The sequence below is a fragment of the Nitrospirota bacterium genome (genome assembly GCA_016214855.1).
In the GTDB taxonomy this organism is placed as follows: Bacteria; Nitrospirota; Thermodesulfovibrionia; order Thermodesulfovibrionales; family UBA6898; genus UBA6898.
Window position 1 is genome coordinate 31,423 of record JACRMT010000016.1, and the last position, 23,877, is coordinate 55,299.

Here is a 23,877-nt window from a genome sequence, read left to right on the forward strand (position 1 = left end):
TGACATAATATCAATTAGTTATAGTATATGATTTCAGGAGCATGATGCTCAGCAAATTTAGTTGCCTCTATCATTATCATCTTTTTTGGGAAATTTATCCTCTTTTCAGGAAAAAGTTGCTTTGCATCAATAATTGCTCAAGAGGGGGGGGAGGAGCTCCCAGGGGGGTGGAAGCTCCTCTTTGTTGAGGAAGCCCTTATAATCCTTTTTGCTGTATCTGCTGGCCTGGCCTTCTGAGAAATGCCGGCAGGTCCATCTCTTCCTCATAGGCAAAGATGTCGCGCGGCATGGCAGGCTCAAGACTGTAATTCAGGCTTTTCGCCAGGACCCGATCAGATGCCTTCAGGGAAACGGGTTCACAGACAGCCCTGCTTACGATCGGTTTGATCTCCTTTACTTCTTCCCTTGGAGCCCATTTTTGGATCTCCGGCAGTTCCACCTTCTGCTTTCTTTCATCAAAACCGGTTGCGATGACCGTTACCCGGACCTCGTCGTTCATATCAGGATCGATGACCGCACCCAGGATCACTACGGCATCTTCGTGTGCATTGTCATATATGAATGATGCGGCCGCCTGGATGCCGTCGTGCGAAAGTTCAAGTCCGCCGGTAATATTGATCAGAATGCCTTTTGCGCCCTCGATGGACGAATGCTCCAGGAGCGGATTGGAGATGGCCTTCTTGGCAGCCTCAAAAGCTCCGCCCTCGCCTTTAGCAGTGCCTGAGCCCATGACAGCGCGGCCCATGCTCTCCATGACGGTCTTTACATCGGCAAAGTCCACATTGATCAGGCCGGGCACGAGGATGATGTCCGAGATGCCCTGCACTGCATGCCTCAGCACGTCATTGGCAATGGAAAATGCCTTGAGCATGGGGGTGCCCTTTTCCACGACAAGGCTTATCTTGTCGTTGGGGATCACGATCATGGTGTCCACGCAGTTTGCAAGGTCCCTGATGCCTTCTTCAGCATTCTCTTTTCTTCTCTTGCCTTCATAAAAAAACGGTTTGGTCAGGATGGCGACGGTCAGGGCGCCGATCTCCTTTGCGATGCTTGCAATGACCGGGGCAGCCCCGGTGCCGGTGCCTCCGCCCATGCCTGCGGTGATGAAGACCATGTCGCAGCCGTCAAGCATCTCCATGATGGCAGCCCGGTCCTCGATCGCTGCCTGCCTGCCGATCTCCGGATTCGAACCTGCACCCAGGCCCTTGGTTGACTGCTTGCCGATCTGCACCTTGACCGACGCAAGGGATGATTCAAGAACCTGCAGGTCAGTGTTGACCGCAATGAACTCGACACCGTGCATATGCGATGCGATCATGTTATTGATGGCATTGCCGCCGGCGCCTCCCACACCCACCACCTTGATCTTGGCGTTCTGGCCTCTTACCTCTTCGATCTCAAACATACGATACCCCCTTTTTCTTCTTTTGAAATATTTCAAGGAAATCCTTGTATCCGCTACTGTTCTTCATCTTCTCCGCGACCCGTGTCATCACGCCGGCTACCCTGTTGATATGCGGTGCGGCCTCTTCTTCTTTCCGGGCCGCATACGCCACAAGGCCGGCAACCGCGGCATATGACGGGGTCCTCATACTGTTCTTCATGCCAACGACTCCCTGGGGAAGCCCGACGCGTGCCGGCATGGCAAGGACAGATGCTGCAAGGTCTGTGATGCTGCCGAGAAGCGCTGTTCCGCCGATCAGGACTGCGGTGCAGACAGCGTCCCCTGCGCCGAACATTACGAGTTCTTCCCTGACCTTCTCGAACAGTTCTTCGCATCTGGGCTGAATAATAGCAGCAAGCATTTCTCTGCTTATCTTCTGCACCTGCCCGTCCTGCCCGGTTATTTCTATGGCCTCTTCTGCAGCAAGCGCACGGACAGAGGCAAGACCCGCTGCCTTCTTGACCCTCTCAGCTTCTGCCACGCTCACCTGCAGGCCAACGGCAAGATCGTTCGTAATATGCAGCCCCCCGATGCCGAGGACCGAAGCATGCACCATTGCCCCATCCCTGAAAAAAGCAATGTCTGTTGTGCCGCCGCCGATGTCGATAAGGAGAACTCCCTGTTCGATTTCGTCATGCGTGAGCACTGCCCCTGCTGCTGCGGTTGGCCCGAACACCATATCGAGGACCTGAACTCCTGCCTGTTCGCAGGCCTTTTTGAGATTCTGCACTGCAGGCGAATAGGCGGTTATGATATGCACGGTTGACTCAAGCCTCACGCCTGACATGCCGACAGGATCAGTGATGTTGCGCTGCCCGTCGAGCATGAACTCTGCAGGGATCGCATGAAGCACCTCGCGGTCAAGCGGCATATACACGGTCTTTGCAGATTCTATGGCAAGCAGCCTGTCAGCAGCGGTGACCTCCCTGCCGTGAAGACCGATGAGCCCGGTGCTCAGGAACCCCTGGATATGCTGCCCGGTAATGCCGACGACTGCAGATGCTATCTTTCTGCCTGTTGCAGATTCTGCCTCGCGCATGGCATTGCGGATGGACTGCACAGCCTCCTCGATGTTCACCACAACACCTTTTCTGAGCCCGCGGGAAGCTGTTGTGCACGAGCCGAGCACCCTCGCCCTTTTTTCCGTTGCTTCTGCTGCAAGCACCGATATGCTGGTCGTTCCTATGTCGATCGCAGCGAAGACCTTGCCGCTCATCTGATCACCTCGTTCACCGGTTTCACGATCGCTTTTTTCGCGAACCTGAGATCAATGTACGCAACCGGGATATGCCGTTTGCTGATCTCTGCCTCTATCTCGCTGAGCCGCGTCAACTTGTCCTCATGCTCGCCTGCCCCGACCTTCACATGAACACCGTCAAGGTTCGCCGCCACCTCATTGGGCTGATGGGCGATGATCTCGATACGCTGCTTCTTATGCAGCACACCCATGTTCTTGATCACCTTGGCCAGATTGACCGCCTCTCTGAATGCCTCTTTCTCGTTGTAAGGATCGCTCATGATCACCGGAAGAAACGGTATAGAGTTGTCCTTCAATTCTTCGAGCATCCTCCCCCTGTCATCCACAATGAACATCTTGCCCTTCATGTCCAGCAGCGCAAAGGGCTCGGTCTCCCTGATCCTGATCAGGAGCTTTGACGGATATTCCTTGCGCACGGATGCTGTCTGTATCCAGGGCGACTCCTTCAATTTTTCATATACCTTCCGGCTGGACATGGTCAGGAGGCTCTCGTCTCCCCTGAGCCCGCCGATGCTCTTCAGCTCATCGTCAGTCAGGTGCTCATTGCCGGCCAGTTCCACGGCCTTCATTTTGAAGGCAGAAGGCACTGCATGACCGAGAAGATATATGACGCCGACCACTGCAATAAGGGGAATGCCGACCAGAAGGACCATTTTCAGCTTAGCAAATACCGAGACAGACCGCCTGAGCCTGTTCGGAGAGCTCTTCCTTGCGGATGCATTGACCCTGCTGTTGTTGCTCTTGCTGCTTCCGGCCTTCATCAGTCTCCCAATATCCGACGGATCAGTTCCGGGAACTCAAGCCCTGCGTTCTTCGCGATCTTCGGCAGCAGGCTTGTCTCGGTCATGCCCGGGATCGTATTCACTTCAAGCACATAAGGGTTACGGTGTTTATCAATGATCAGGTCCACCCTCGTTGCTCCGGAACAGCCGAGCGCCTGATGAGCAGCCAGGGCAGCCTTCTCAGCCTTTTTGTATGTCGTTCTGTCAAGCTCGGGCGGGAAGATATACTGCGTCAGACCTGCCGTATACTTTGCCTTATAACTGTAAAACTCATCTGAGGGCCTCACCTCTACGCCGCCAAGGACCTTGTTATCAAGGATCGCGATCTGCACTTCCTGGCCTCTGATATACTTTTCGATCAGCACGGTATCACCGTATGCAAAGGCCTTTTTCAGCGCCTTCTGATAGGACTTTGCATCCTTCACGATCTCTACCCCGACGCTCGATCCTTCTGTGGCCGGCTTTACAACAATCGGCAAGCCAAGCTTGCCGCGTAATCCGTGATTCGTGATTCGTGAGGCGTTCTTTGCTGAGCGCTGATCGCTGAGAGCTGATCGCTCTATGATCGAAAACGCGGGGACCGGTATATGGTGATAGAGAAAGATCTTCTTTGAAGCAACCTTGTCCATGGCAAGGGATGATGCCAGCACGCCTGAACCCGTATAGGGAATATTCATGATCTCGAGCATGCCCTGGACTGCACCGTTCTCGCCGTGTCCGCCATGCAGTGCAATGAAGACCTGTTCGATCTTCTGCTTCTTCAGTTTTGCATAAAAGTCGCCTTTTGCATCTATGGCAACTGCGTTAAAACCGATAGACTTCAGTGCCCTGAACACGGCCTTTCCACTCCTGAGCGAAACTTCCCGCTCAGCTGACAGGCCTCCAAGGAGAACACCGATCTTTCTTTTTTTCATCTCTTTTTCTTTCATCATCCCTTCCCCATCACCCGTATTTCAGGCTCCAGCGTGACATGGAACCTATCCGTCACCTTCGCAGAAACCTCATCCATAAGCCTCAGGTAGTCATCTGCCCTGCCTTCGCCGCGGTTCACAAAGAAGTTCGCATGCATGCTGCTCACTTCGATGTCGCCGCTGCGCATGCCTTTACAGCCTGCCTCATCGATCATCCGTCCGGCTGACATGCCTTCAGGGTTCCTGAACACACAGCCTGCAGACCGTTCCCCTATCGGCTGGGATGTCTTCTTCTGCAGGAAAAATCCATCGGTCCGCGCTGCAACAGCGGCTGCATCGTCCTTATTGACCTTCAGGTTTGCGCTCAGCACGATGTCGTCAGCACTGATGTTCGACGTGCGGTACCCGAAGCCGAGGTCCTCAGGCCTGAACCGCTCAAGTCTGCCGTCAGCGCGCAGGACCACAACAGAAAGCAGCAGGTCTCTGATCTCGCAGCCATACGATCCGGCATTGCCGCAGACCGCGCCGCCCACCATCCCGGGTATGCCGATAAGCCCTTCCATGCCTGCATAGCCCTTTTCCCTGCAGAAGTTCACCAGTCTCTGCAGAGGCACACCTGCCTCGACAAAGAGTTCTGCATGGTCATCTGTTTCATGGATGATCTCTATCCGGTTAAAGGCCTTGAACTTGATCACAACGCCGTCAATGCCTGCATCTCTCACCAGGATATTCGTGCCGCCTCCCAGGGGGAGAAAAGGCACCTTCTGTCTGCCGAGGAGCACCACAATATTTTTCATCGATACCGGATCAGCCGGGCTGACGATCACATCAGCCGGTCCGCCGATAGCAAGGCTCGTATGCTCTTTCATGGACGCGCCAAACGCAACGTCTCCCTGAAAGTAGCCGTTGAAGTTCTTTTCCCACTCTGCCTGGCTAATCACCATGAAGCCTCTCCACCATTGATTCACCGAGCTTAAAGACATCACCTGCGCCGAGCGTCAGCAGCACATCGCCTGCCTTCAGCTGCGATGCCAGGTGTTTCATCGCTTCTTCCCTGTCGCTGAAACACGCTATGTTCTTCTGTCCCTTCTGCTTCATCTTTTCTGCGAGCAGTTCCGAGGTTATCCCGGGGATCGGCTTTTCGCTTGCCGGGTAGATGTCGAGCAGGACAAGGGCATCAATGCCGAGGAAGGAACCGGCGAACTCATCCATCAGGTCTGCTGTCCGTGTATACCGATGCGGCTGGAACACCACGAAAAGTCTTCCTGCATTGCTCAGATGTTTCATGTTCTCTTTGGCTGCAGCTAGGGTGGCCCGGACCTCAGTGGGATGATGGCCATAATCATCATAGACCTTCACGCCGCGTGCCTCGCCCTTGAACTCAAACCTTCTCTGGATGCCGCTGAATGAGCTGAGCGCCTCTTTGATCGCTGCAGGGTGCATCTTCAGCTCCAGGGCAACGCCGATGCATGCCAGGCTGTTCAGCACATTATGTTGGCCCGGTATCGGCAGCGTGAACGTGCCGACGTCAGTATGATCAACGGTCACGTCAAAGGTCGTTGACATGAACCCCTGCCTGATATTCGATGCGCGGATGTCGGACGTTTCGGACATGCCATAGGTGAGGAACCTCCGGTGAATCGAAGGAATAAGCTCTCTGACATATTCATTCTCATCGCAGACAAAGGCTGCTCCGTAAAAAGGTATCTTGTTGATAAAGGCAAGAAAGGCCTCTTTCAGGCACTTCATGTCCTTGAAAAAATCCATATGTTCCCTGTCTATGTTCGTCACAACAGCGATCGTGGGCGAGAGCTTGAGGAACGAGCCGTCGCTCTCGTCAGCCTCTGCAATGAGGAACTCGCCCCTGCCGAGGCGTGCGTTCGAGCCGATGCCTTTGAGCTTGCCGCCGATGATGATCGTGGGGTCAAACCCGCCGTGGCCCAGCACGGTCGAGATGAGCGAGGTGGTCGTTGTCTTGCCGTGCGCACCGGCAATAAGCACGCTGTATTTCAGACGCGCAAGCTCTGCCAGCATCTCTGCGCGCGGGATCACGGATATGGTGCCGGCCTTTGCAGCCAGCACTTCAGGGTTGTCAGAAGAGACTGCCGAAGATACGACAACCACATGGGCATTGCCGATATTCTCGGCGCGGTGACCGATGGAGATCCTGATACCCATTGCCTGGAGCCGTTTTGTTGTCTCTGATTCCTTTACGTCCGAGCCGGTTACCTCATACCCGAGATTCGCAAGCACCTCGGCAATGCCTGACATCCCGATGCCGCCTATGCCGACAAAATGTATGGTCTGGTATCTCTCGAACATGTCAGCTGCCTTTCTTCCTGGGCGCATGGTTTTTGAGCAGGCCCATGGCCAGATCAACGATCTTGCTGCAGGCGTCAGGTCTTCCGAGTCCCCTGCTTGCCCGCTGCATCTCTTTAAGCCCTTCGGCGTTCCCAAACATTTCCCTGATAACCTCTGCAAGCATCGGACCGTTCATCTCCTGTTCGAACAGGACCTTTGCTGCACCCATCTCCTTCAGTTTCATGGCATTGAACTCCTGATGCCTTCCTGCAGCGTGAGGATAAGGAATAAGGATCGCAGGCTTTCCGAGTCCGGTCAGTTCAGCGAGCGTTGTTGCTCCTGCACGGGAGATGACGATGTCTGATGCAGCATATGCCTCTGCCATCTGAAAGATGAACGGCGCGACCGTTCCCTTTGCGCCGGTCTTGCGGTATGCGTCGCGGATACGCTCATAATCCCTGTCACCGGTCTGGTGCAGGAACTGTATCTTTTCTTTCAGCTCGCCGAGGTGGTTCAGGGCGTCGACCATGGTCCTGTTGATCGAGGATGCGCCGGAGCTCCCGCCGAATATGAAGACCGTGAACATCCCGCTGTCAAGCGAGAAGAGCCTGCATGCAGATTCACGTTCGCCTTTCATGATCTTCATGCGGACCGGGTTGCCGGCAAGAAAGGTCTTTCCGATCGGAAAGACCGACATGCTCTCCTGGTACGTAACGCATATCCTGTCCACAAATCTGCCGAGGATCCTGTTCGTTGTGCCGGGCACAGAGTTCTGCTCATGGATCAGGGTCGGGATCGATCTCAGGCTCGCTGTCAGCACCACCGCACCGGAAGCATAGCCGCCGACGCCGATCACGATGTCAGGTGACACGGCAGTGAGGATCCTCCGCGCATCGAGGAACGAGAGCGCCATCTTTGCCGTGCCGGTCATTCTTTTTATGAACGACTTGCCTACTATGCCCTCTGCCCTCAAAAAATGCAGAGGATATCCTTCCCGGGGAATGATCTTTGCCTCTATGCCGTGCTCTGTTCCGACAAAGGCCACTTCTGTATTCGCATCCCTCTTTTTGAACTCTTCCGCCAGAGCAAGTCCGGGGAAAAGGTGGCCTCCGGTGCCGCCGCCTGCTATCATGATCTTCATCTGACCGTCCCCTGACTGCTGTAGATACTTCTCCTGGCAGCCTTTCGGGCAATGATATTCTTATCACCGATCAGCCCTGGCCGCGGATCATCGCCTCGCGAGATACGCAGCAGCAGTCCGATAACGACCATGTTCACCAGAAGGGCTGAACCGCCATAGCTCATGAACGGCAAGGGAAGACCTTTTGTCGGCACCATGCCGGTAACAACCGCAAAATTGACCAGTGCCTGCACGGCGATCATGATGGTCAGGCCGTACGCAAGGAAGAAATGAAACCTGTCCTTTGTCCGGTTCGCGATCGTAATACCGCGCACAAAGAGAAACACAAAAAGAGCTATCACCGCGGTTGCTCCAAGCAGGCCCAATTCCTCTCCCACCAGGCAGAAAATAAAATCCGTATGCTTCGCAGGCAGATACGCGAGCTTCTGCTTTGACTCGCCAAGACCGAGACCTGTCAGGCCGCCGCTGCCGAGGGAGATGAATGACTGGATAAGCTGGAAACCGCTGCCCTGCGGGTCCTTTGTCGGATCGAGAAAGGTGGTGATCCTCTTCAGCCGGTACGGCTCCATGGCGAGCTTGATCACGACCGGGATTGCCAGCAGCAGCAGGGATGCAATATACCGCAGCCTCGTTCCGGAGATGAAAAGCATTGCCATCGTCAGGATAAAGAGACTCATGGTCGCGCCAAAGTCAGGCTGTTTCAGGAATACTGCCTGAAAGAGCGCCATAATGCCGAGCGGCTTTATAAAGCTCCTGAAATTGTTGGCGTCGTAATCGGGGCCGGAGAGGTATTTGGCCAGAAAGATGACCATCGCAAGTTTCACCAGTTCCGAAGGCTGAAAGGTCATGATCCCGAGCCTGAGCCAACGCCGCGCTCCTCCTGCCTTAAGGCTGATACCAGGGACAAAGACCAGAACAAGCAGGATGCCGGAGAAGATGAGCAGCGGGACCGCTATCTTCTCAAGGTGTGCCGCGTTGAACCGGTACGCCACAAGAAGCGCTATGGTACCCATTATCATGGTGATCACATGGCGCTTCACATAATAGAACTCTGTTATGCTCTTCTTTTCCGCAGCAGGTACCACAACGCCGGTTGAGCTGTAGATCATAATGCTGCCGAAGATGATCAGGGCAAGCATCGCAAAGAAGATCATTTTGTCGTAAGACCTGACGACCGGGGTCTGTATGGATGATGCGCGGCTATGCATGGATCGCCTCAAGCTCCTTGACGATCGTCTTGAACTGAGCACCCCTGTCCTCAAAGTCCCGGAACATGTCAAAGCTTGCGCAGGCAGGGGACAGAAGCACCACATCGCCTTCATCTGCATGCGTTCGGGAGATCTGCACCGCTTCTTTCAGATCCCGTGCCATGAACGTTCTGGTGACGCTATTCAATGCGTCGGCTATCTTTCCGGCAGACTCTCCGATCAGTACGACTGCCTTGATCTTTTCGGCAGCAAGGTCCCTGAGCGCTGCAAAGTCGCCTGCCTTGTCCCTGCCGCCGGCGATCAGGATAAGAGGTTCGGAAAAGCTTTCGATCGATTTAATCACTGCGCCGACATTGGTGCCTTTTGAGTCGTTGATATATTTCACGCCGTCAAGCTCTCTGACCAGTTCGAGCCGGTGTTCAAGACCGGGGAACGCCCTGAGAGACTCCCTGACCGCCTCGACCGGACAGCCTGCAAGGAGAGCCATGGCCGAAGCAGCCATGGCATTCTCCAGGTTATGAACTCCTTTGATGCGGATCTCCTGCGCTTTGATGAGCTCCAGATTCACCGCTCCCTGCTCGTGGTGAGGCAGATTTACGACCACCATGCCGCTTTTTTCATAAAGCCCCTCAACTTCACGCGTCCTGCTGAAGAAATACACGTGGGGGCCCCTGACGCGCTCCCTGAGGTTTGCCTCATAGAGTTTCATGGTCTCAGGATCGTCAGCATTGAGGATCAGGATATCAGGCTCATGCTGGTTTCGAAATATGGCCGCCTTTGCATCACAATATTCTTTCATGGAACGGTACCGGTCAAGATGGTCAGGCGTGATATTCAGGATCGCTGCTATATGCGGCCTGAACGTCTCTATGGCCTCAAGCTGAAAGCTTGATATCTCGGCCACCACTGCGTCAGGCTCTGCATGCTCTCTGTCCATTTTCATGATCTCTTCCGTAAGTGCATTGCCGATGTTGCCGCCGAACAGGGTCCTGAAGCCGGCTGTTTTCATCATATGGTTCAGCAGGGATGTTGTTGTCGATTTCCCGTTGCTGCCGGTGATCGCAAGGAACGGCATCGCCTTTTCATATGCCGTCCGGCCCTCGATGATCTGGTATGCCAGCTCAAGCTCTCCGATGATCCTCTTCCCTTTTTTCCTTGCATCTGCAAGAGGCTTGATCGTGAGCGGCACGCCCGGGCTCACCACGATCAGATCTGCATCTGAGAATATCTCCTCCGGATGGCTGCCGAGACAGAGCCGGACAGAGGCCGAAAGGGTGCTGACGATATCGGCAAGCTCCCCGGCTGTCCTATTATCGGTTACCGTCACGACTGCGCCCATGTCGGCAAGCAGCCGCGCAGCGCCTGCTCCGGACCTGGCCAGCCCTACCACGGTGATCTGTCTACCCGTTAATTCCATCCAGTCCTTTTTTTGCCATATTCGTCTTCTTTGCCTTCTTTGCTTTCACCATCATCTTCGTATTCTTCCTGGCCTTGGACTTGGCCTTGAGCTTGGCCTTAGCCGTGACCTTGCTCTTTCCCTCAGCCTTGACCTTGTATTTTGCCTTGACCATTTTGCTCTTACCCGGTGAAGCTGCCTTTGCCGCGATGACGCGCTTGCCCTTCACCATCCTTGCCTTTCCGCCAACCTTTCTTGTGTACGCTGCCTTCGTCAGCATCGCATCGTCATAGTCAGACCGGGTAAGGTACACGACAGGTTCTTCCTGATTTTTCATCACCTTTGAGCCGAAGGCCATGAGGTCCTCGGTCTCCTTCCAGAGCTCGGTCCTGCTCGGCGCGCCGAGGAGCGCTACGATCAGCGTATTGTTCTCGCGCTCACCGGCGCAGACAAAACAATGCCGGGCAGCGTTGGTAAAACCGGTCTTGCCGCCCAGGAGCTCGTCATCTGACCAGAGGAGCTTATTGGTATTCTTTACGAAAACGGTCTTGCCTGCCTCGGTAGAGAGCTCGGCTGCACGGGTTCCGAGGATCTCCTTCAGCACCGGGTGTTTGATCGCCTGGCGCATGATCTTGGACAGATCATAGGCAGTTGTGTACTGTCCGTGGCCCGGCAGGCCGTTGGGATTGATGAACTTCGTATCAGTAGCGCCGAGGGCGATCGCCTTTCTGTTCATTAGCTGCACGAACTGCTCCTCTGTACCGCCTGCTGCCTCGGCAAGGGCCACGGCAGCATCGTTCGCCGATTTCATGAGCGCTGCATACAGGAGCGTCTCAACCGTCACCTTGTCGCCCTCTTTGAACCCTGATTTTGTCGGAGCCACATTGACCGCATTGCGGCTGATGGTCACCACATCCTTAAGGTTCACCTTTTCAACCGCGATCAGCGCTGTCATCAGCTTGGTCGTGCTTGCAGGCATCAGCCTCAGCTCCGGGTTCTTGGCATAAAGCACCCTTCCGGTAGATGCTTCCATCACCACTGCCGCCCGCGCCTGGATATCCTCGCCAAAGGCCGTAATCAGTGATGTGTGAATAGTAATGAGTGAAAGGACCAGGGCAATCATCAAGGTCTTCACTGATAACTGATTACTGATTACTGATAACTGTTTCATATTCACCTCAATTTCAGCGTTGCAAGACTGAGCAGCGCCAGCATTATTCCGACGATCCAGAACCGGACGATCACCTTGGATTCCGGCCATCCCATCAGCTCAAAATGGTGATGGATCGGCGCCATTTTGAATATCCTCTTGCCGGTCAGTTTGAACGAAGCAACCTGTGCTATGACAGAAAAGGTCTCGATCACAAAGATCCCGCCGACGACCGCAAGAGCAATCTCATGCTTTGTTATGACCGCAAGCGTGCCGAGGGCTCCCCCCAGGCTCAATGACCCTACATCGCCCATGAAGACATCGGCAGGGTACGCATTGAACCAGAGAAAGCCGAGCGCTGCGCCTAACATGGCCCCGCAGAACACGGTCAGCTCTCCTGTGCCGGTCAGGAAGTAAACACCGAGATACTGGGAAAACTTCGCGTTTCCGGAGATATAGACCAGGAGCATGTTTGCAAGGGCCGCAATGCCCACCAGGCCGATCGCAAGACCATCAATACCGTCCGTAAGATTCACGGCATTCGACGATCCCACGATCACCAGCACGGAAAAGGGGATATAGAACCAGCCGATATCAAAGAACCATTTCTTGAAGAACGGCACGATCAGCTCTGAGCGGTACGGGTCATCAGGATTGGAATAGAGCACCAGGCCGATAACGAGCGCTATGCCGATCTGCGCACCGAACTTGTACCATGCGCGCAGGCCTTTCGGGTTCTTCCTGATCACCTTGAGGTAATCATCGAGCAGGCCGATCGATCCGTATCCGATCAACGAGATGATCATGATCCACATGTATTTATTGGACAGGTCTCCCCAGCAAAAGAGCGTAATGAGCATCGCAATAATAATGATGATTCCGCCCATGGTGGGTGTGCCGGATTTCTTGAGATGCGTCTGGGGACCGTCATCGCGGATCTGCTGGGTTATGCTGATCCTCTTGAGCCAGCGTATAATGCACGGGCCAATGAGCAGCGAAACAAGCATGGCAGTGAGGACCGCAAGCGCAGTCCTGAACGTTATGTACCGGAATACGTTCAGGGGGGAGAAATACGGCTGCAGCGCCAGGAGGAGCTTATAGAGCATTGCTCACCTCCGCTGCAGGCTTCCCTTCGCCGGCAAGCACCTTTTCCATGCGCAGGCCGCGGGACCCCTTGATCAGTATAGTGTCGCCCTCGTTCACCATGCCAAGAAGCAGGGACCGCGCTTCATCAGAGCTTGCTGCCTGATGACAGACGCCGGAAAATATTGCTGAAACCTTCTGCATCTCAGGCCCGACCGCGATCAGCAGGTCAACATGAAGTTCATTCAACTTCTGCATAAGACCTCTATGGGCATCTTCAGAGAAGGCGCCGAGTTCCAGCATGTCGCCAAGGACAGCAATGGTCCTGCCCTTTCTTAATCGTACCAGTTCCTTCAGTGCCTCTTCCATGGATGCAGGGTTCGCATTATACACATCATTGATCACCAGCGCTCCTGAATATCTCCTGATCTCAAGCCGCATCGGAACCCCGGTGAATGCCTCAAGCCCCTGTCTGATCTCCTCAGGACCGATACCAAGCTCACAGGCTATGGATGCAGCTGCCAGGGCATTCAGCACATTGAATCTGCCTGATATCTTCAGGCTGACTTTGAACGCTCCGCTGTTGGGCGTATGGAGCGTGAAGGTCGAACCCTGCTGAGCCAGGGCAATATCTGTTGCAGAAAAATCAGCGGCATGGTCTATGCCATACGTGACGGCCTTGCCCGTGAAACCGGTCATTCCCTGCATCAGGAAGCGGTCATCGCAATTCACCGCTACGGTCCCGACATGGTCAAGGACCTCGAGGTCAGTGTCACGCACAGCCTCGATGCTGCCGAATCCTTCGAGATGAGCCTGTCCCACGTTCGTGACAACCGCAAGGTCAGGCTGTACGATCCCGCAGAGCTCCCGAATATCACCGCGCGCATTCGAGCCCATCTCAAGAACTGCGAACGCCTCGTCTCCCTGCATGTTCGACACGCAGAGCGGAAGGCCGATATGATTGTTGAAATTACCGGTGGTCTTGAGAACCTTGTGCTTTTGGGAGAGGATGGATGCGATAAGCTCCTTGGTCGTTGTCTTGCCGTTCGTTCCGGTGACGCTTACGACCGGAATGTTCCTTTTCAGCCTCCGGAAGCGGGCAATGTCCTGCAGCGCCTTCTGGGTATTTTTCACGTAAATGATCGTCTTATCCCTGCCCGGCTCAACAGGCGGGATGCTCACCAGGGCTCCGCTGCCGTTCTGCAGCGCATCGCGGATAAAATCATGACCGTCGAACCGTTCACCGCGCAGGGCAATGAAAAGCTCTCCGCTGCCAATATTGCGCGAATCAATGGAAAGACCGCTGAATGCCTCCTGCTTGCCGCAGAGCACTTTCCCCCCTGTTGCCTGAACTATTTCGTCGGTTGTCACGATTGTCATGAATTATTTTGTGGTCCGCACCCCCGTACCACGAATACCGTTTAGCCGTATTCTTTATCTGTTATTGATCAGGTGCCTGACAGACTCTTCGATTACCTCCCTGTCATTGAATGGAAATCTCGTTCCCCCGATCTCCTGGCAGATTTCATGGCCCTTGCCTGCGACCAGCAGAACATCATTCGCTTCTGCCATCAGAACTGCCCGCTTTATCGCCTCTTTCCGGTCAGCCTCGACCAGATAATTCCTTCGTGCTGCGCCGGCCTCTATCTCTCTGATGATATCCTCCGGCTTCTCAGACCTCGGATTGTCAGACGTGATGATCACAAAATCGCTCAGCCGCGTTGCAATGGCCCCCATCCGCGGCCTCTTGCCCCGGTCGCGGTCGCCGCCGCAGCCGAAGACCGTGATGATCTTTCCCTTGGTCAGGCTTCGCGCCGTGTAGATGAGACGCTCAAGCGCATCTTCGGTATGTGCGTAATCAACGATCGCAAGGAACTTCTGACCAACATCGACCTTCTCGAACCGTCCCCTGATCGCCGGCGATTTCCTTATCCCTTCGAGGATCACCTCCCAGGGCACACCGACCGATGCTGCAGCCCCTGCTGCAGAAAGGATGTTGTACACATTCGGCAGACCAACCAGCGGAGAGACAATGTCATAGGCCCTTCCGCGGAAGGTTAATCTGAACCGCAGTCCGTCAAAGGAATTGTTCATATCTGATGCCGTCAGGTCTGCCCCGGCCTCAAGACCAAAGGTATAGGTACCGGTGAGAGGACTTTCTGCAAGTCTTCTTCCCCACGAATCATCATGGTTGATGATCGACATTGCGTTCCTGTCGAGCAGGTCAGTAAAGAACCGCTTCTTTGAGAGGAAATAGTCGTCCATGGTGCCGTGGAAATCGAGATGATCCCTGGTAAGGTTCGTGAATACGCCTGCTTTGAAAATGGTATTGTCTATCCTCTTCTGGGTCAGCGCATGAGATGAAACCTCTGTCACAACGTGGCTGCAGCCTGCCGCAAGCATGTCATGAAGCAGGGCCTGAAATTCAAGGGACTCCGGCGTTGTATGGGTTGCCTGATACACGGCATCGCCGATCATGTATTGGATCGTGCCGATAAGGCCGACCTTTTTCCCCCATGCCTCGAGGATCGACTTCAGGATATAGGTCGTGGTCGTCTTGCCGTTCGTCCCGGTAATACCGATGACGGTCATGCCACGCGATGGCTCCCGATAGTAAGCATTAGCGGCAAAAGCCAGAGATTTTCTGCTGTCCTTCACCCTTATGAACGATGCGAGAGGCGACGGCGTCCCGCTGTCTGAAATATCTCTGTCATGGATAACCGCGATCGCGCCTTTTTTCAGAGCGCTTTCAATAAAATCATGACCATCCGCCTTTTCTCCTTGCATTGCAACGAAGAGATGCCCGTATTCCACTTTCCGGGAATCATAGGAAATGCCGCTCACCGGCAGCTCATCGCTGCCGATGATGCTCACGATCTCACTACTGTCTATCAGTTCTTTTATCTTCATTTCTTATTTCTTCTTCTGCCTCATTCTGCCTTTATCTCAGCCTTGACCTTAACCTCAGCCTGTCCTTATCCCTACCGCGACACCAGAAGCAGATTTTTGCCGGGGCCGTCATCGCGCGGCACATTCATATAGGAAAGCGCCTGGTCAGCAACGGTCTTGAATACCGGGGCTGCGACAACACCGCCGTATATCGCTCCTTTTGGCTCGTGCACCACGACGATCATGGCGATCTTCGGACTATCCGCAGGCACAAACCCCACGAACGAGCTGATAAAACGGTCCTTTGAATAGCGCTTTGTCCTCTGGTCCACGAGCTGGGCAGTGCCGGTCTTGCCTGCCACCTTGTTGCCCTCGATCGCAGCGCCGGTCGCAGTGCCGCCTTCTTCAACAACGGTTTTCAGAATATCCCGCATTGCTGCTGCGGTCCTCTCTGATATGATCCTCTTCTTCTGGTCCGGACTGAAAGAAAAGACCGGCTGACCTTCAGGTGTCAGGATCTGAGACACGAGATGAGGCTGCACAAGATATCCGCCGTTCGCAATAGCAGAATACGCCCTCAGGATCTGGAGGGGCGTTACCGCTACCTCCTGACCGATCGGGATGGCGCCGAGCGATGTGGCTGACCATTTCTCAGGCTTGCGTATCCAGCCGGAAACCTCTCCGGGCAGGTCAATGTTCGTTCTGTCGCCAAAGCCGAAGCGCTTTGCATACTCATAGAGCCTATCCTTGCCGAGTTTCATGCCGATCATGATGGTCCCGACGTTGGAAGATTTCTGTATCACCTCTTCAAAAGAGAGCACGCCGTGCTTATGCGCGTCCTTGATATTCTTGCCGCCGACCTCGATGCTTCCACGGCTGCAGTCAAAGGTCTGACCTGCAGAAAAAAGCTTCTCTTCAATTGCGGCAGTTCCGGCAACGATCTTGAACGTTGAGCCAGGCTCATAGATATCAGTAATGGCCCTGTTCCGTACATCATTCTTGACAGCGCTCATGATCTCATTCAGATCAAAAGCAGGTCTGCTTGCGAGGGCAAGGATCTCGCCCGTAAATGGGTCCATCATGATCGCTGTCGCTGCAACAGACCGCCATTTCAGCATTGCCCTGTCGAGCTCTTTTTCCGCAATATACTGGAGCCCCTCATCGATCGTAAGGATGATGTCGTTGCCCTTGGTCTCCATGACCATGCCGGTGGAAAGGACCCTGCCGCTCGCATCCCGGGCAACTTGTACCTTGCCGGCCGAGGTCCGCAGGTATTTGTCATATTTCAGTTCAATGCCCTCAAGAGGCTGGTTCTCTTTGCCCACGGCACCCACAATGTGTGATGCAAGGCTGCCCCTGGGATAGAACCTCTTGGCCTCTGTCATAAAGCCGAAACCCTTCATTTTCAGTTTTTTCACCCTGTCAGCAGTCTCAAGACTCAGCTTCCTGTCAACCCAGACAAATCTCTTCTGCTGTGTCAGCTTTGCCTGTATTGCCCTGGGCTCAACACTCAGAATAGAGGAGAGCTGCCTGACGCTCTCAGGATTTGTGCCTGCCTCTCCCGGGTCGCAGTAAAGCGACTCCATCTCCAGGTTTATGGCGATCTCGCGGCCCTTGCGGTCATAGATGTTGCCGCGGCGGGCCTGAATGTCCTCTGTCTTGACCTGCTGGGACTTTGCCTTTTCCGTGTAGAACTTGTTCTTCAGCACCATGATGTCAGCAAGCCTGAAAAATACCATCACAAAGCTGAAGATGATGACAGTATTGAGGATCACCGTTCTCTTCCTGCTGGCTTCGCCGTTATTCAGCCAGTTCTGCTTCAATCTTTCTTCTCCGCCTTATGCGATGCTTTGTACGCCTCAGTCTCCTTAGTCCGTGTCACATGGATCACTTTCACCCGGTCAGGAAATACATACCCTCCGCTCACCAGTTTTTTCTCGCCCTGGCTCGGGAGGTCAATGCTCGAGATCGCCATAAGCTTTGAACGTTCTGCCATGAGCATCTTCATCTCCTTGAACGCAACAGTGCGCCTGTCTTCAAGCTCACGTATGCTGTATGCCGCTGATGTGACGCTCGACCGCAGCCATACAAGGCCGAACAGACAGAAAAGGACGATCACAAAACAGAGCGGTTTGTACGCCCATGAGAACATGCTGTTTTTTTTCGACCTTCTCATAGTTTTTCAGCTCCTCTCAGCTTTGCGCTCCGCGAAGATGGGTTCTGCCGCATCTCCTCTCTCGAAGGAACAAGCGGCTTTTTGGTGAGCTGGTTCACCATTCCAGCCTTTGCGCTGTCGCGTATGAAGTTCTTCACGATCCTGTCCTCCAGAGAGTGATAGGAAATAACGCAGAGCCTTCCGCCCTTGTTCAGCATTCTGAGCGATGCTTCAAGCCCAAGCCTCAGTTCCTCAAGTTCACTGTTCAACGCAATTCTCAGGGCCTGGAATGTCCGCGTCGCAGGATGGGTCCTGCCGCTTCTGCCTAATGCCCGGAATACGACATCTGCCAGCTCGGCACAGGTGTCGATCGTCTTCTTTGCCCGTGCGCTCAGGATCGCCCTCACCACTCTCGCTGCCCGGTATTCCTCGCCATATTCCCTGAGGATCCGGACCAGTTCCTGCTCGTCATAGGTATTCACCATGTCCCAGGCACTCAGAAGTTGTGCGTTGTCCATTCTCATGTCGAGCCTTTCATTCGAAAGAAAGCTGAAACCCCTTATTGGGTCCTTGATCTGCATCATCGAAACCCCCAGATCAAGGAGGATACCGTCAGCCTCGTGAATCCCTTCTGCGTTAAGCACCTGTTCCATCTGCGAGAACGTGCCCTTTTTCAGTAAAACCCTGCTGTCGTTCAGACGCTGAGCAGCTCTCTGTAATGCCTGCTCATCCCTGTCCAGCCCGACAACCTTTACATCCTGACCGACCTGTGAAAGAATCATTTCAGAATGTCCCCCGAGTCCTACTGTTGCATCTACATATATCCCGCCCCGGTGAGGAGCGAGAATTTCGATCACCTCCCCTGACATCACAGGGAGATGGATGATCGTCATTTAAATACCGTATGACGTAAGTTTCGCCGCAACTGCCTTCTTGTCTTCCGTGGTAAGATCAAGAACGGCATCCCACTCTTTTCTGTCCCAGACCTCTATCTTGTCTGTTGTGCCTGCGATCACGATGTCGCTGTTCAGACCGGCATCTTCCCGGTGCGCTGCAGGAATAAGGATCCTCCCCTGCTTGTCCAGTTCGACTTCCTGGGCAGAGGCTATGACCTTTCTCTTGAAATACTGGACAGACTCGTCCATGCTCGGCAGCAGCCTGACCTTTTCTTCAAGCTTGAGCCATTCTTCCTGGGGATAGATGAGGAGACACTTGTCAATGAGCGCATTGACAACGTAGAGTTTGGGATTATAATTAGTGGAAATGATTTCGCGGAAAGGAGAAGGAACCATGATCCGGCCCTTGGGGTCCACACTGTAATAGTATTTTCCAGAGAAACCTGGCATTACTCCTCCACTTTCTACCACTATTTACCACTAAATTTATAGGAGGATGGAATCTTTGTCAAGAAGAAATTAAACTTTTTTTATTTTTCCCATATCTTGTGCTAATAATGAGAAGACACCCAATATGTAGAGTGCAAGAAAGTGGGAGGTCCATAACTGACAGCTCCCATGAAATGTGATAACCTGAAGGAGAATCCAGAAATGCTCAAAGGCCTTCTTACCGGCTGCCCTGAGCAGACAGCGTGTTCAGGAACAGACGCCAGTCAGAGATAACACTGGAGATAAGCATGGAACAGATCGTTGACTTCGTGAGCCCGGCAGATCTTCAATGAAAGCCCTTGTCACCGGCGGCACAGGATTTATCGGCAGCCAGGTTGTTCAGGCACTTCTTTCCTGCGGTCATGCTGTCAGACTCCTGTCGCGTAGACCTGAAATGCCTGAGAGTCTGAAGGAGAAAAATATTGAGATCGTCCAGGGCGATCTTGAAGACCCCGGCTCGGTCGTCGATGCCATGGACAGCATTGAGCTCTTCTATCACATCGGCGAGATAAAAAATCTCACCAAGGCCCAGGCAGACAAGAACATCACGCTCATCGAAAAGATCATTGATAATCTTGATGCAAAAGGTGTTAAACGCTTTGTCTTCGTCAGTTCCATAACTGTGGCAGGCATTCCCTCAGAACAGCCCGCAGGAGAAGAGACAACGTCACAGGTCACATTCAACGACCATTACACAGCTTACAAGAGGAGCTGCGAAGGGATCATCAGGAAAAAAACCGAGGGATGCGAATATGCCATTGTCAGGCCTGCACCTGTGTACGGGCCGGGGTCGCGATACCTGGGCAGGATGGTAAGCGTGATCGAAACGCTCGGTCCGATCGGCCTGCCCTTCATAGGCGATGCGAAGAACATTACGCCTTTCGTCCAGGTGAAGGACCTTGCAGAGGCAATTGTTCTCGCTGGTACGCGGCCTGAGGCAGCGGGGCAGATCTTCAATCTCACTGACGGGCTGAGCCACACCTGGCTCGACTTCTTCACTGCCATTGCAGATGCGCTTCATAAGAAGGTCAGGATCATCCCGATCCCTGCCCTGCTTCTGAAACTCCCGGCCATTCCGCTCGAACTTTTCTCAGGCTTCTTCAACGTCAACTTCGACCCGATCAAATACATAGATTATCTTTCAAACGATCTGCTGTTCGACAATGCAAAAGCAAAGAGCCTCCTGAATTGGCAGCCTGCCTATTCCCTGTCTGAAGGAGTGAAAGAGATGGTCGAGGACTACAAGAAAGTTTGAGAGGGACTGCAGGATATCCGGGATGGGAACAAAACAAGGCGGCTAAGAAGGGACCATCATGAAACTTATAGATAGCATCTTCATCAACCGTCCTGCCGGGACTGTCTGGGCTTTTCTTGAGAACCCTGCAAATATGCCGCTCTGGAACCCGAAGGTGAAACGCGTATCCCCCTCGTCCTTTACAGCCATACAACAGGGCTATCGCTACGCCATAACGTACCAGATGAATGAACGAGCCAGGGCATCTGAGTTTCTGGCAGAATTCGTCCATTTCGACCCCCCATCAAAGCTGGTCATACGCCATACAGGAGGGCCAGATTCTCAATACAGGGTCATCGAGGAGATCTATGAATTATCGGAACGCGATGGAGGGACATCCCTGATCCAAACAATACATATCGGCAATGCAGGCATCCATATTTTTATCAGGTTTCTGGTCTGGATGGTCCAGCGATGGGGCAAACCCACCGGCAAGCGCTATCTCGAAACCCTGCGGGACATCATAGAGGCGTAGTTGTTCCTTTGCGGCCAATTTTTTTCTGGTATTCCTCTTCACTTTATTGATCCGTAGAGAAGGATGACGTTTCTTTTCCGGACTGAGAGGCGCGGTCACGTATTTCAGAAGCAATTTGGTATAATAGGCTCTCCGGGAGGGTTTGATATGATGTTTCATCCTGTTACGGTAGTACGCGTTGCCTGGTTATGGGCAATAGACCACGAAACCACCAGAGTTCATGCCAAAAACCTGGAAATATGATTTTGATATCGCCCGGTACACCCGGGAGATTGAACATAATCCAAAAGATTTCAGGGCTTTCAAGGAACGGGGCAATGTCTACTTCAGAAAAAGAGAATTCGACCATGCTATCACTGATTATAACAAAGCCATTGAACTGAACCCGGATTTCTTCCTCGCTTACAACAACAGGGGCAATGTTTATATGCAGACCGAGCAGTACGATCTGGCCATAGCAGACTACGACAAGGCGATCACCCTGAAACCTGATAATGGCATGCCGTATAACAACAGGGGCTTTGCCTTACTGCTGATGGGGAACCTTGATGCTGCCGAGGAAGATATACGGACATCACTGAGACTGAATCCCGACAATATCTATGCCCTCAACAGCATGGCGGAGATCTATGCTGCACGGAACAATGCTGAGGAGTCCTGCAAATGGCTTCATAAGGCGATCGAAAAGGGCTATAACAACTGGAACTATATCAGGACATCAAAGACCTATAGCAATGTTCATAATGCCCCGTGCTTCAGAAGCATTATGGAAAAACACGCGTGAAGCTCATCCAGAGATCGACCTTCAGGGACCTGCTGCTAACCTTCAGTCTGTCCCTTGCCTTTCTGAACTCGATCCTGATGATGGAAAAACTGATCCGCCTGAGCCGCCTTCTTTCGGGTGTCGGAGCCTCGATTTTTGATATGGGAAGGATCATCCTGTACATCCAGCCGCAGCTTCTTATGCTTACGATCCCGATGTCGCTCCTGCTTTCGGTCCTGCTGGTGTACGGCAGAATGAACCTTGACAGCGAGATCGTCGTGCTTAAGTCATCAGGCATGGATTTTATGAACATTTCCCGTCCGGTCCTGTTACTGGGAGCATTCTGTTTTCTTGCCACGCTTGCGGTCAGTTTCTATATCGGGCCGCGAAGCAGCGTGACACTCAGGGAAACCATCGCAGAGATCATTGCGGCGCGGTCAGCAATGGCGCTCGAAGAAGGCACCTTCAATTCATCATTCAAAGATATCGTTATTGTGGTCAAAGGCAAGAAATCGGCAGACATGATCGAGGATATCTTCATTTATGACAATCGAAAAAAGGATGAGCCGAAGGTGCTGATGGCAAAGCATGGCAAGTTTTTTTCTCAGGACAACGGCGGTGTCGGACTTTACCTTACTGATGGGTACATCAACATCATGCACGGAACAATAACCACCGAGTTCTTCTTTGAAAAATACAATATGATCCTGAACCTTGATTCTGAGTCAGCCGCTCCGAAAAAAATGGAGTTCACCCCTTCCCAGCTTCTGGAACAGTCAAGGACCGCAGACTCTGACAAGAGAAAGGTGGCGTTCTATCTTGAGCTCCACCGCAGGTTCTCTCTGCCTGCAGTATGCCTGATCCTCGCCTTCCTTGGCCCGCCTCTTGCCCTCGCATCGGGCAAGTCCGGAAAGCTGGGCGGTCTTGCCCTCGGGCTTTTTGTCTTTACGCTGTATTACACCCTGCTCATCTACGGCGAGAACCTGGTCACTGCCGGAAAAATGCCGCACTACCTCGGTGCATGGCTGGCTACGGCCCTTATGGGGATCTTCTCAGGGGTCATGTTTCGGAAGGAGAGCCTGCGGTGAGGATGGTCCAGCGGCTGTACCTCTCTGATTTCTTCAGACTGCTGCTTCTGATCTCTCTTGGCCTCTCACTCGTATTCAGCCTTATTGACCTGATCGGCAGGATCGATGACTTTCTGCCGAACAAACCCTCTGTTGGATCTCTGATCATGTATGCAGTCTATACCATCCCCAAATTCTTTCTGTATCTGCTTCCGATGTCAGTGCTGATCTGCAGCCTCTTCACGTTCAGCCAGGCAGCGCGGAGAAAGGAAATAACTGCGATACGCGCAGCCGGCGGAAAGATGCGTGATCTGTTCTATCCCTTTGTCATTGTGGGCGCCGCGCTGAGCGTCGTCGCCTTCTGCATCAGCGAGTTTGTGATTCCGGATTTCTCCCAGCGCTCAGCAGCATTGAAGACAAAGATGGAAGGAAAAGAAAAGAAGACAGCTGTTTCCGGCGGCGCCACCTGGATCAAGGATACGAATGGCAATCCCGTAAAATTAGAGCTGTACATCCCGGAAAAGCAGATCGCCCGGAATGTGAGCATTTTTATCCATGGCAAGGACTTTCTGAAAAGCGTGATCACGGCAAAACGCGCAGTCTGGCAGGCGGATCAGCGGCAGTGGCTCTTCGAGGAAGCATCACTGTATGACAGTGAAACCGGAAAGACCAGGAACATCGGCCGCATGAATTACCCTGACCTTGATTCACCGGACATCTTTTCAAAGGAGATGAGATCATCTGAGGAGATGGGTATCGCTGAACTCTATCGGTACATCCAGAGGCTTAAGACCGCCGGCTTCAGCAACGTGAAACTGTTTGTTGATCTGAACTCAAAGGTCTCTTTTCCCCTGATCAATGCCTTTATGATGCTTCTGGGAATGTCACTGTCAGGAAGGGCGCATAGGGGAGGCGGGCTCTTCACTGCCGGCCTCGGACTTGGCGTAAGCCTTCTCTACTGGTTCGGCTATACGTTTACCCTGTCTATCGGATACGCCGGCATGCTTCCGCCTTTTATCGCTTCGTGGCTGGTACCGGTTCTTTTCGGTTCCACCGCTGTTTATCTGTATGTAAAGACACCGGAGTAAGAGGGGCCGTAAAGCGTAGATGCGTGATGGGTAATGCGTAGAAGCGCAGATGCGTGGAAGCGTTAAAGCGTGCAATGGGAAACGGGA

The 23,877-nt window shown here is 53.3% G+C and carries 22 protein-coding genes; 5 read left to right on the forward strand and 17 right to left on the reverse strand.

Annotated features, from left to right (window positions below):
- Positions 1-196: 196 nt before the first annotated feature.
- From ftsZ to mraZ, 17 genes are all read right to left on the reverse strand, one after another.
- A complete protein-coding gene (gene ftsZ / locus HZB62_13450; GenBank protein MBI5076156.1) occupies positions 197-1,405 on the reverse strand; it encodes a cell division protein FtsZ in 1,209 nt (402 codons plus the stop codon).
- The gene (ftsA, locus tag HZB62_13455) at positions 1,398-2,660 is read right to left on the reverse strand and encodes a cell division protein FtsA (protein ID MBI5076157.1); all 1,263 of its coding nucleotides are present in this window, start codon (positions 2,658-2,660) and stop codon (positions 1,398-1,400) included. Before ftsA ends, ftsZ begins: the two co-directional genes overlap by 8 nt.
- Complete coding sequence (locus HZB62_13460; protein MBI5076158.1) at positions 2,657-3,463, reverse strand: FtsQ-type POTRA domain-containing protein; 807 nt, start codon at positions 3,461-3,463, stop codon at positions 2,657-2,659. Before HZB62_13460 ends, ftsA begins: the two co-directional genes overlap by 4 nt.
- A complete protein-coding gene (locus HZB62_13465; protein ID MBI5076159.1) occupies positions 3,463-4,413 on the reverse strand; it encodes a D-alanine--D-alanine ligase in 951 nt (316 codons plus the stop codon). Before HZB62_13465 ends, HZB62_13460 begins: the two co-directional genes overlap by 1 nt.
- On the reverse strand, positions 4,413-5,339 hold the full coding sequence (murB, locus tag HZB62_13470) for a UDP-N-acetylmuramate dehydrogenase (protein MBI5076160.1): 927 nt from the start codon (positions 5,337-5,339) through the stop codon (positions 4,413-4,415). The genes HZB62_13465 and murB overlap by 1 nt, the downstream gene beginning before the upstream one ends.
- Positions 5,329-6,717, reverse strand: a complete 1,389-nt coding sequence (locus tag HZB62_13475) for a UDP-N-acetylmuramate--L-alanine ligase (GenBank protein ID MBI5076161.1) — start codon at positions 6,715-6,717, stop codon at positions 5,329-5,331. Before HZB62_13475 ends, murB begins: the two co-directional genes overlap by 11 nt.
- A 1-nt stretch (position 6,718) precedes the next feature.
- Entirely contained in the window at positions 6,719-7,837 is a 1,119-nt protein-coding gene (murG, locus tag HZB62_13480) for an undecaprenyldiphospho-muramoylpentapeptide beta-N-acetylglucosaminyltransferase (GenBank protein ID MBI5076162.1), read from the reverse strand.
- Positions 7,834-9,045 (reverse strand): putative lipid II flippase FtsW, encoded by a 1,212-nt coding sequence (gene ftsW / locus HZB62_13485; GenBank protein ID MBI5076163.1) that lies wholly within the window; start codon positions 9,043-9,045, stop codon positions 7,834-7,836. Before ftsW ends, murG begins: the two co-directional genes overlap by 4 nt.
- Complete coding sequence (gene murD / locus HZB62_13490; GenBank protein MBI5076164.1) at positions 9,038-10,462, reverse strand: UDP-N-acetylmuramoyl-L-alanine--D-glutamate ligase; 1,425 nt, start codon at positions 10,460-10,462, stop codon at positions 9,038-9,040. Before murD ends, ftsW begins: the two co-directional genes overlap by 8 nt.
- Positions 10,446-11,612 carry a D-alanyl-D-alanine carboxypeptidase gene (locus HZB62_13495; protein MBI5076165.1) on the reverse strand — a complete coding sequence of 389 codons (1,167 nt, stop codon included), beginning with the start codon at positions 11,610-11,612 and terminating at the stop codon, positions 10,446-10,448. Before HZB62_13495 ends, murD begins: the two co-directional genes overlap by 17 nt.
- Positions 11,613-11,614: 2 nt before the next feature.
- Positions 11,615-12,697 (reverse strand): phospho-N-acetylmuramoyl-pentapeptide-transferase, encoded by a 1,083-nt coding sequence (locus HZB62_13500; GenBank protein MBI5076166.1) that lies wholly within the window; start codon positions 12,695-12,697, stop codon positions 11,615-11,617.
- Positions 12,687-14,054, reverse strand: a complete 1,368-nt coding sequence (locus HZB62_13505) for a UDP-N-acetylmuramoyl-tripeptide--D-alanyl-D-alanine ligase (GenBank protein MBI5076167.1) — start codon at positions 14,052-14,054, stop codon at positions 12,687-12,689. Before HZB62_13505 ends, HZB62_13500 begins: the two co-directional genes overlap by 11 nt.
- Before the next feature lie 54 nt (positions 14,055-14,108).
- Positions 14,109-15,584, reverse strand: a complete 1,476-nt coding sequence (locus tag HZB62_13510) for a UDP-N-acetylmuramoyl-L-alanyl-D-glutamate--2,6-diaminopimelate ligase (protein ID MBI5076168.1) — start codon at positions 15,582-15,584, stop codon at positions 14,109-14,111.
- Between the two features lie 71 nt (positions 15,585-15,655).
- Positions 15,656-17,386, reverse strand: a complete 1,731-nt coding sequence (locus HZB62_13515) for a penicillin-binding protein 2 (protein ID MBI5076169.1) — start codon at positions 17,384-17,386, stop codon at positions 15,656-15,658.
- Positions 17,383-17,739, reverse strand: a complete 357-nt coding sequence (locus HZB62_13520) for a hypothetical protein (GenBank protein ID MBI5076170.1) — start codon at positions 17,737-17,739, stop codon at positions 17,383-17,385. The genes HZB62_13515 and HZB62_13520 overlap by 4 nt, the downstream gene beginning before the upstream one ends.
- On the reverse strand, positions 17,736-18,611 hold the full coding sequence (gene rsmH, locus HZB62_13525; protein ID MBI5076171.1) for a 16S rRNA (cytosine(1402)-N(4))-methyltransferase RsmH: 876 nt from the start codon (positions 18,609-18,611) through the stop codon (positions 17,736-17,738). Before rsmH ends, HZB62_13520 begins: the two co-directional genes overlap by 4 nt.
- Entirely contained in the window at positions 18,612-19,064 is a 453-nt protein-coding gene (gene mraZ, locus HZB62_13530) for a division/cell wall cluster transcriptional repressor MraZ (protein ID MBI5076172.1), read from the reverse strand.
- A gap of 328 nt (positions 19,065-19,392) precedes the next feature.
- On the opposite strand from mraZ, the gene HZB62_13535 reads away from it, so the two are divergent.
- The 5 genes from HZB62_13535 to HZB62_13555 all read left to right on the forward strand — a co-directional run bounded on the left by HZB62_13535 (position 19,393) and on the right by HZB62_13555 (position 23,790).
- Entirely contained in the window at positions 19,393-20,358 is a 966-nt protein-coding gene (locus HZB62_13535) for an NAD(P)-dependent oxidoreductase (GenBank protein ID MBI5076173.1), read from the forward strand.
- A 58-nt stretch (positions 20,359-20,416) separates the two neighbouring features.
- The gene (locus HZB62_13540; protein ID MBI5076174.1) at positions 20,417-20,872 is read left to right on the forward strand and encodes an SRPBCC family protein; all 456 of its coding nucleotides are present in this window, start codon (positions 20,417-20,419) and stop codon (positions 20,870-20,872) included.
- 220 nt (positions 20,873-21,092) lie between these two features.
- Positions 21,093-21,656 (forward strand): tetratricopeptide repeat protein, encoded by a 564-nt coding sequence (locus tag HZB62_13545; protein MBI5076175.1) that lies wholly within the window; start codon positions 21,093-21,095, stop codon positions 21,654-21,656.
- Complete coding sequence (locus HZB62_13550) at positions 21,623-22,723, forward strand: LptF/LptG family permease (protein MBI5076176.1); 1,101 nt, start codon at positions 21,623-21,625, stop codon at positions 22,721-22,723. The genes HZB62_13545 and HZB62_13550 overlap by 34 nt, the downstream gene beginning before the upstream one ends.
- Positions 22,720-23,790, forward strand: a complete 1,071-nt coding sequence (locus tag HZB62_13555; protein ID MBI5076177.1) for an LptF/LptG family permease — start codon at positions 22,720-22,722, stop codon at positions 23,788-23,790. Before HZB62_13550 ends, HZB62_13555 begins: the two co-directional genes overlap by 4 nt.
- Positions 23,791-23,877 lie beyond the last annotated feature (87 nt).

What these genes read in the sequence shown, in the direction of transcription:
- ftsW (MBI5076163.1), bottom strand. Translation starts at nt 9,045, where the DNA reads ATGCATAGCCGCGCATCATCCATACAGACCCCGGTCGTCAGGTCTTAC.
- HZB62_13495 (MBI5076165.1), bottom strand. Translation starts at nt 11,612, where the DNA reads ATGAAACAGTTATCAGTAATCAGTAATCAGTTATCAGTGAAGACCTTG.
- HZB62_13545 (MBI5076175.1), top strand. Translation starts at nt 21,093, where the DNA reads ATGCCAAAAACCTGGAAATATGATTTTGATATCGCCCGGTACACCCGG.
- HZB62_13540 (MBI5076174.1), top strand. Translation starts at nt 20,417, where the DNA reads ATGAAACTTATAGATAGCATCTTCATCAACCGTCCTGCCGGGACTGTC.
- mraZ (MBI5076172.1), bottom strand. Translation starts at nt 19,064, where the DNA reads ATGCCAGGTTTCTCTGGAAAATACTATTACAGTGTGGACCCCAAGGGC.
- HZB62_13465 (MBI5076159.1), bottom strand. Translation starts at nt 4,413, where the DNA reads ATGAAAGAAAAAGAGATGAAAAAAAGAAAGATCGGTGTTCTCCTTGGA.
- murG (MBI5076162.1), bottom strand. Translation starts at nt 7,837, where the DNA reads ATGAAGATCATGATAGCAGGCGGCGGCACCGGAGGCCACCTTTTCCCC.
- HZB62_13520 (MBI5076170.1), bottom strand. Translation starts at nt 17,739, where the DNA reads ATGAGAAGGTCGAAAAAAAACAGCATGTTCTCATGGGCGTACAAACCG.
- murD (MBI5076164.1), bottom strand. Translation starts at nt 10,462, where the DNA reads ATGGAATTAACGGGTAGACAGATCACCGTGGTAGGGCTGGCCAGGTCC.
- HZB62_13510 (MBI5076168.1), bottom strand. Translation starts at nt 15,584, where the DNA reads ATGAAGATAAAAGAACTGATAGACAGTAGTGAGATCGTGAGCATCATC.
- ftsA (MBI5076157.1), bottom strand. Translation starts at nt 2,660, where the DNA reads ATGAGCGGCAAGGTCTTCGCTGCGATCGACATAGGAACGACCAGCATA.
- HZB62_13500 (MBI5076166.1), bottom strand. Translation starts at nt 12,697, where the DNA reads ATGCTCTATAAGCTCCTCCTGGCGCTGCAGCCGTATTTCTCCCCCCTG.
- murB (MBI5076160.1), bottom strand. Translation starts at nt 5,339, where the DNA reads ATGGTGATTAGCCAGGCAGAGTGGGAAAAGAACTTCAACGGCTACTTT.
- HZB62_13475 (MBI5076161.1), bottom strand. Translation starts at nt 6,717, where the DNA reads ATGTTCGAGAGATACCAGACCATACATTTTGTCGGCATAGGCGGCATC.
- HZB62_13460 (MBI5076158.1), bottom strand. Translation starts at nt 3,463, where the DNA reads ATGAAGGCCGGAAGCAGCAAGAGCAACAACAGCAGGGTCAATGCATCC.
- HZB62_13535 (MBI5076173.1), top strand. Translation starts at nt 19,393, where the DNA reads ATGAAAGCCCTTGTCACCGGCGGCACAGGATTTATCGGCAGCCAGGTT.
- HZB62_13505 (MBI5076167.1), bottom strand. Translation starts at nt 14,054, where the DNA reads ATGACAATCGTGACAACCGACGAAATAGTTCAGGCAACAGGGGGGAAA.
- rsmH (MBI5076171.1), bottom strand. Translation starts at nt 18,611, where the DNA reads ATGACGATCATCCATCTCCCTGTGATGTCAGGGGAGGTGATCGAAATT.
- ftsZ (MBI5076156.1), bottom strand. Translation starts at nt 1,405, where the DNA reads ATGTTTGAGATCGAAGAGGTAAGAGGCCAGAACGCCAAGATCAAGGTG.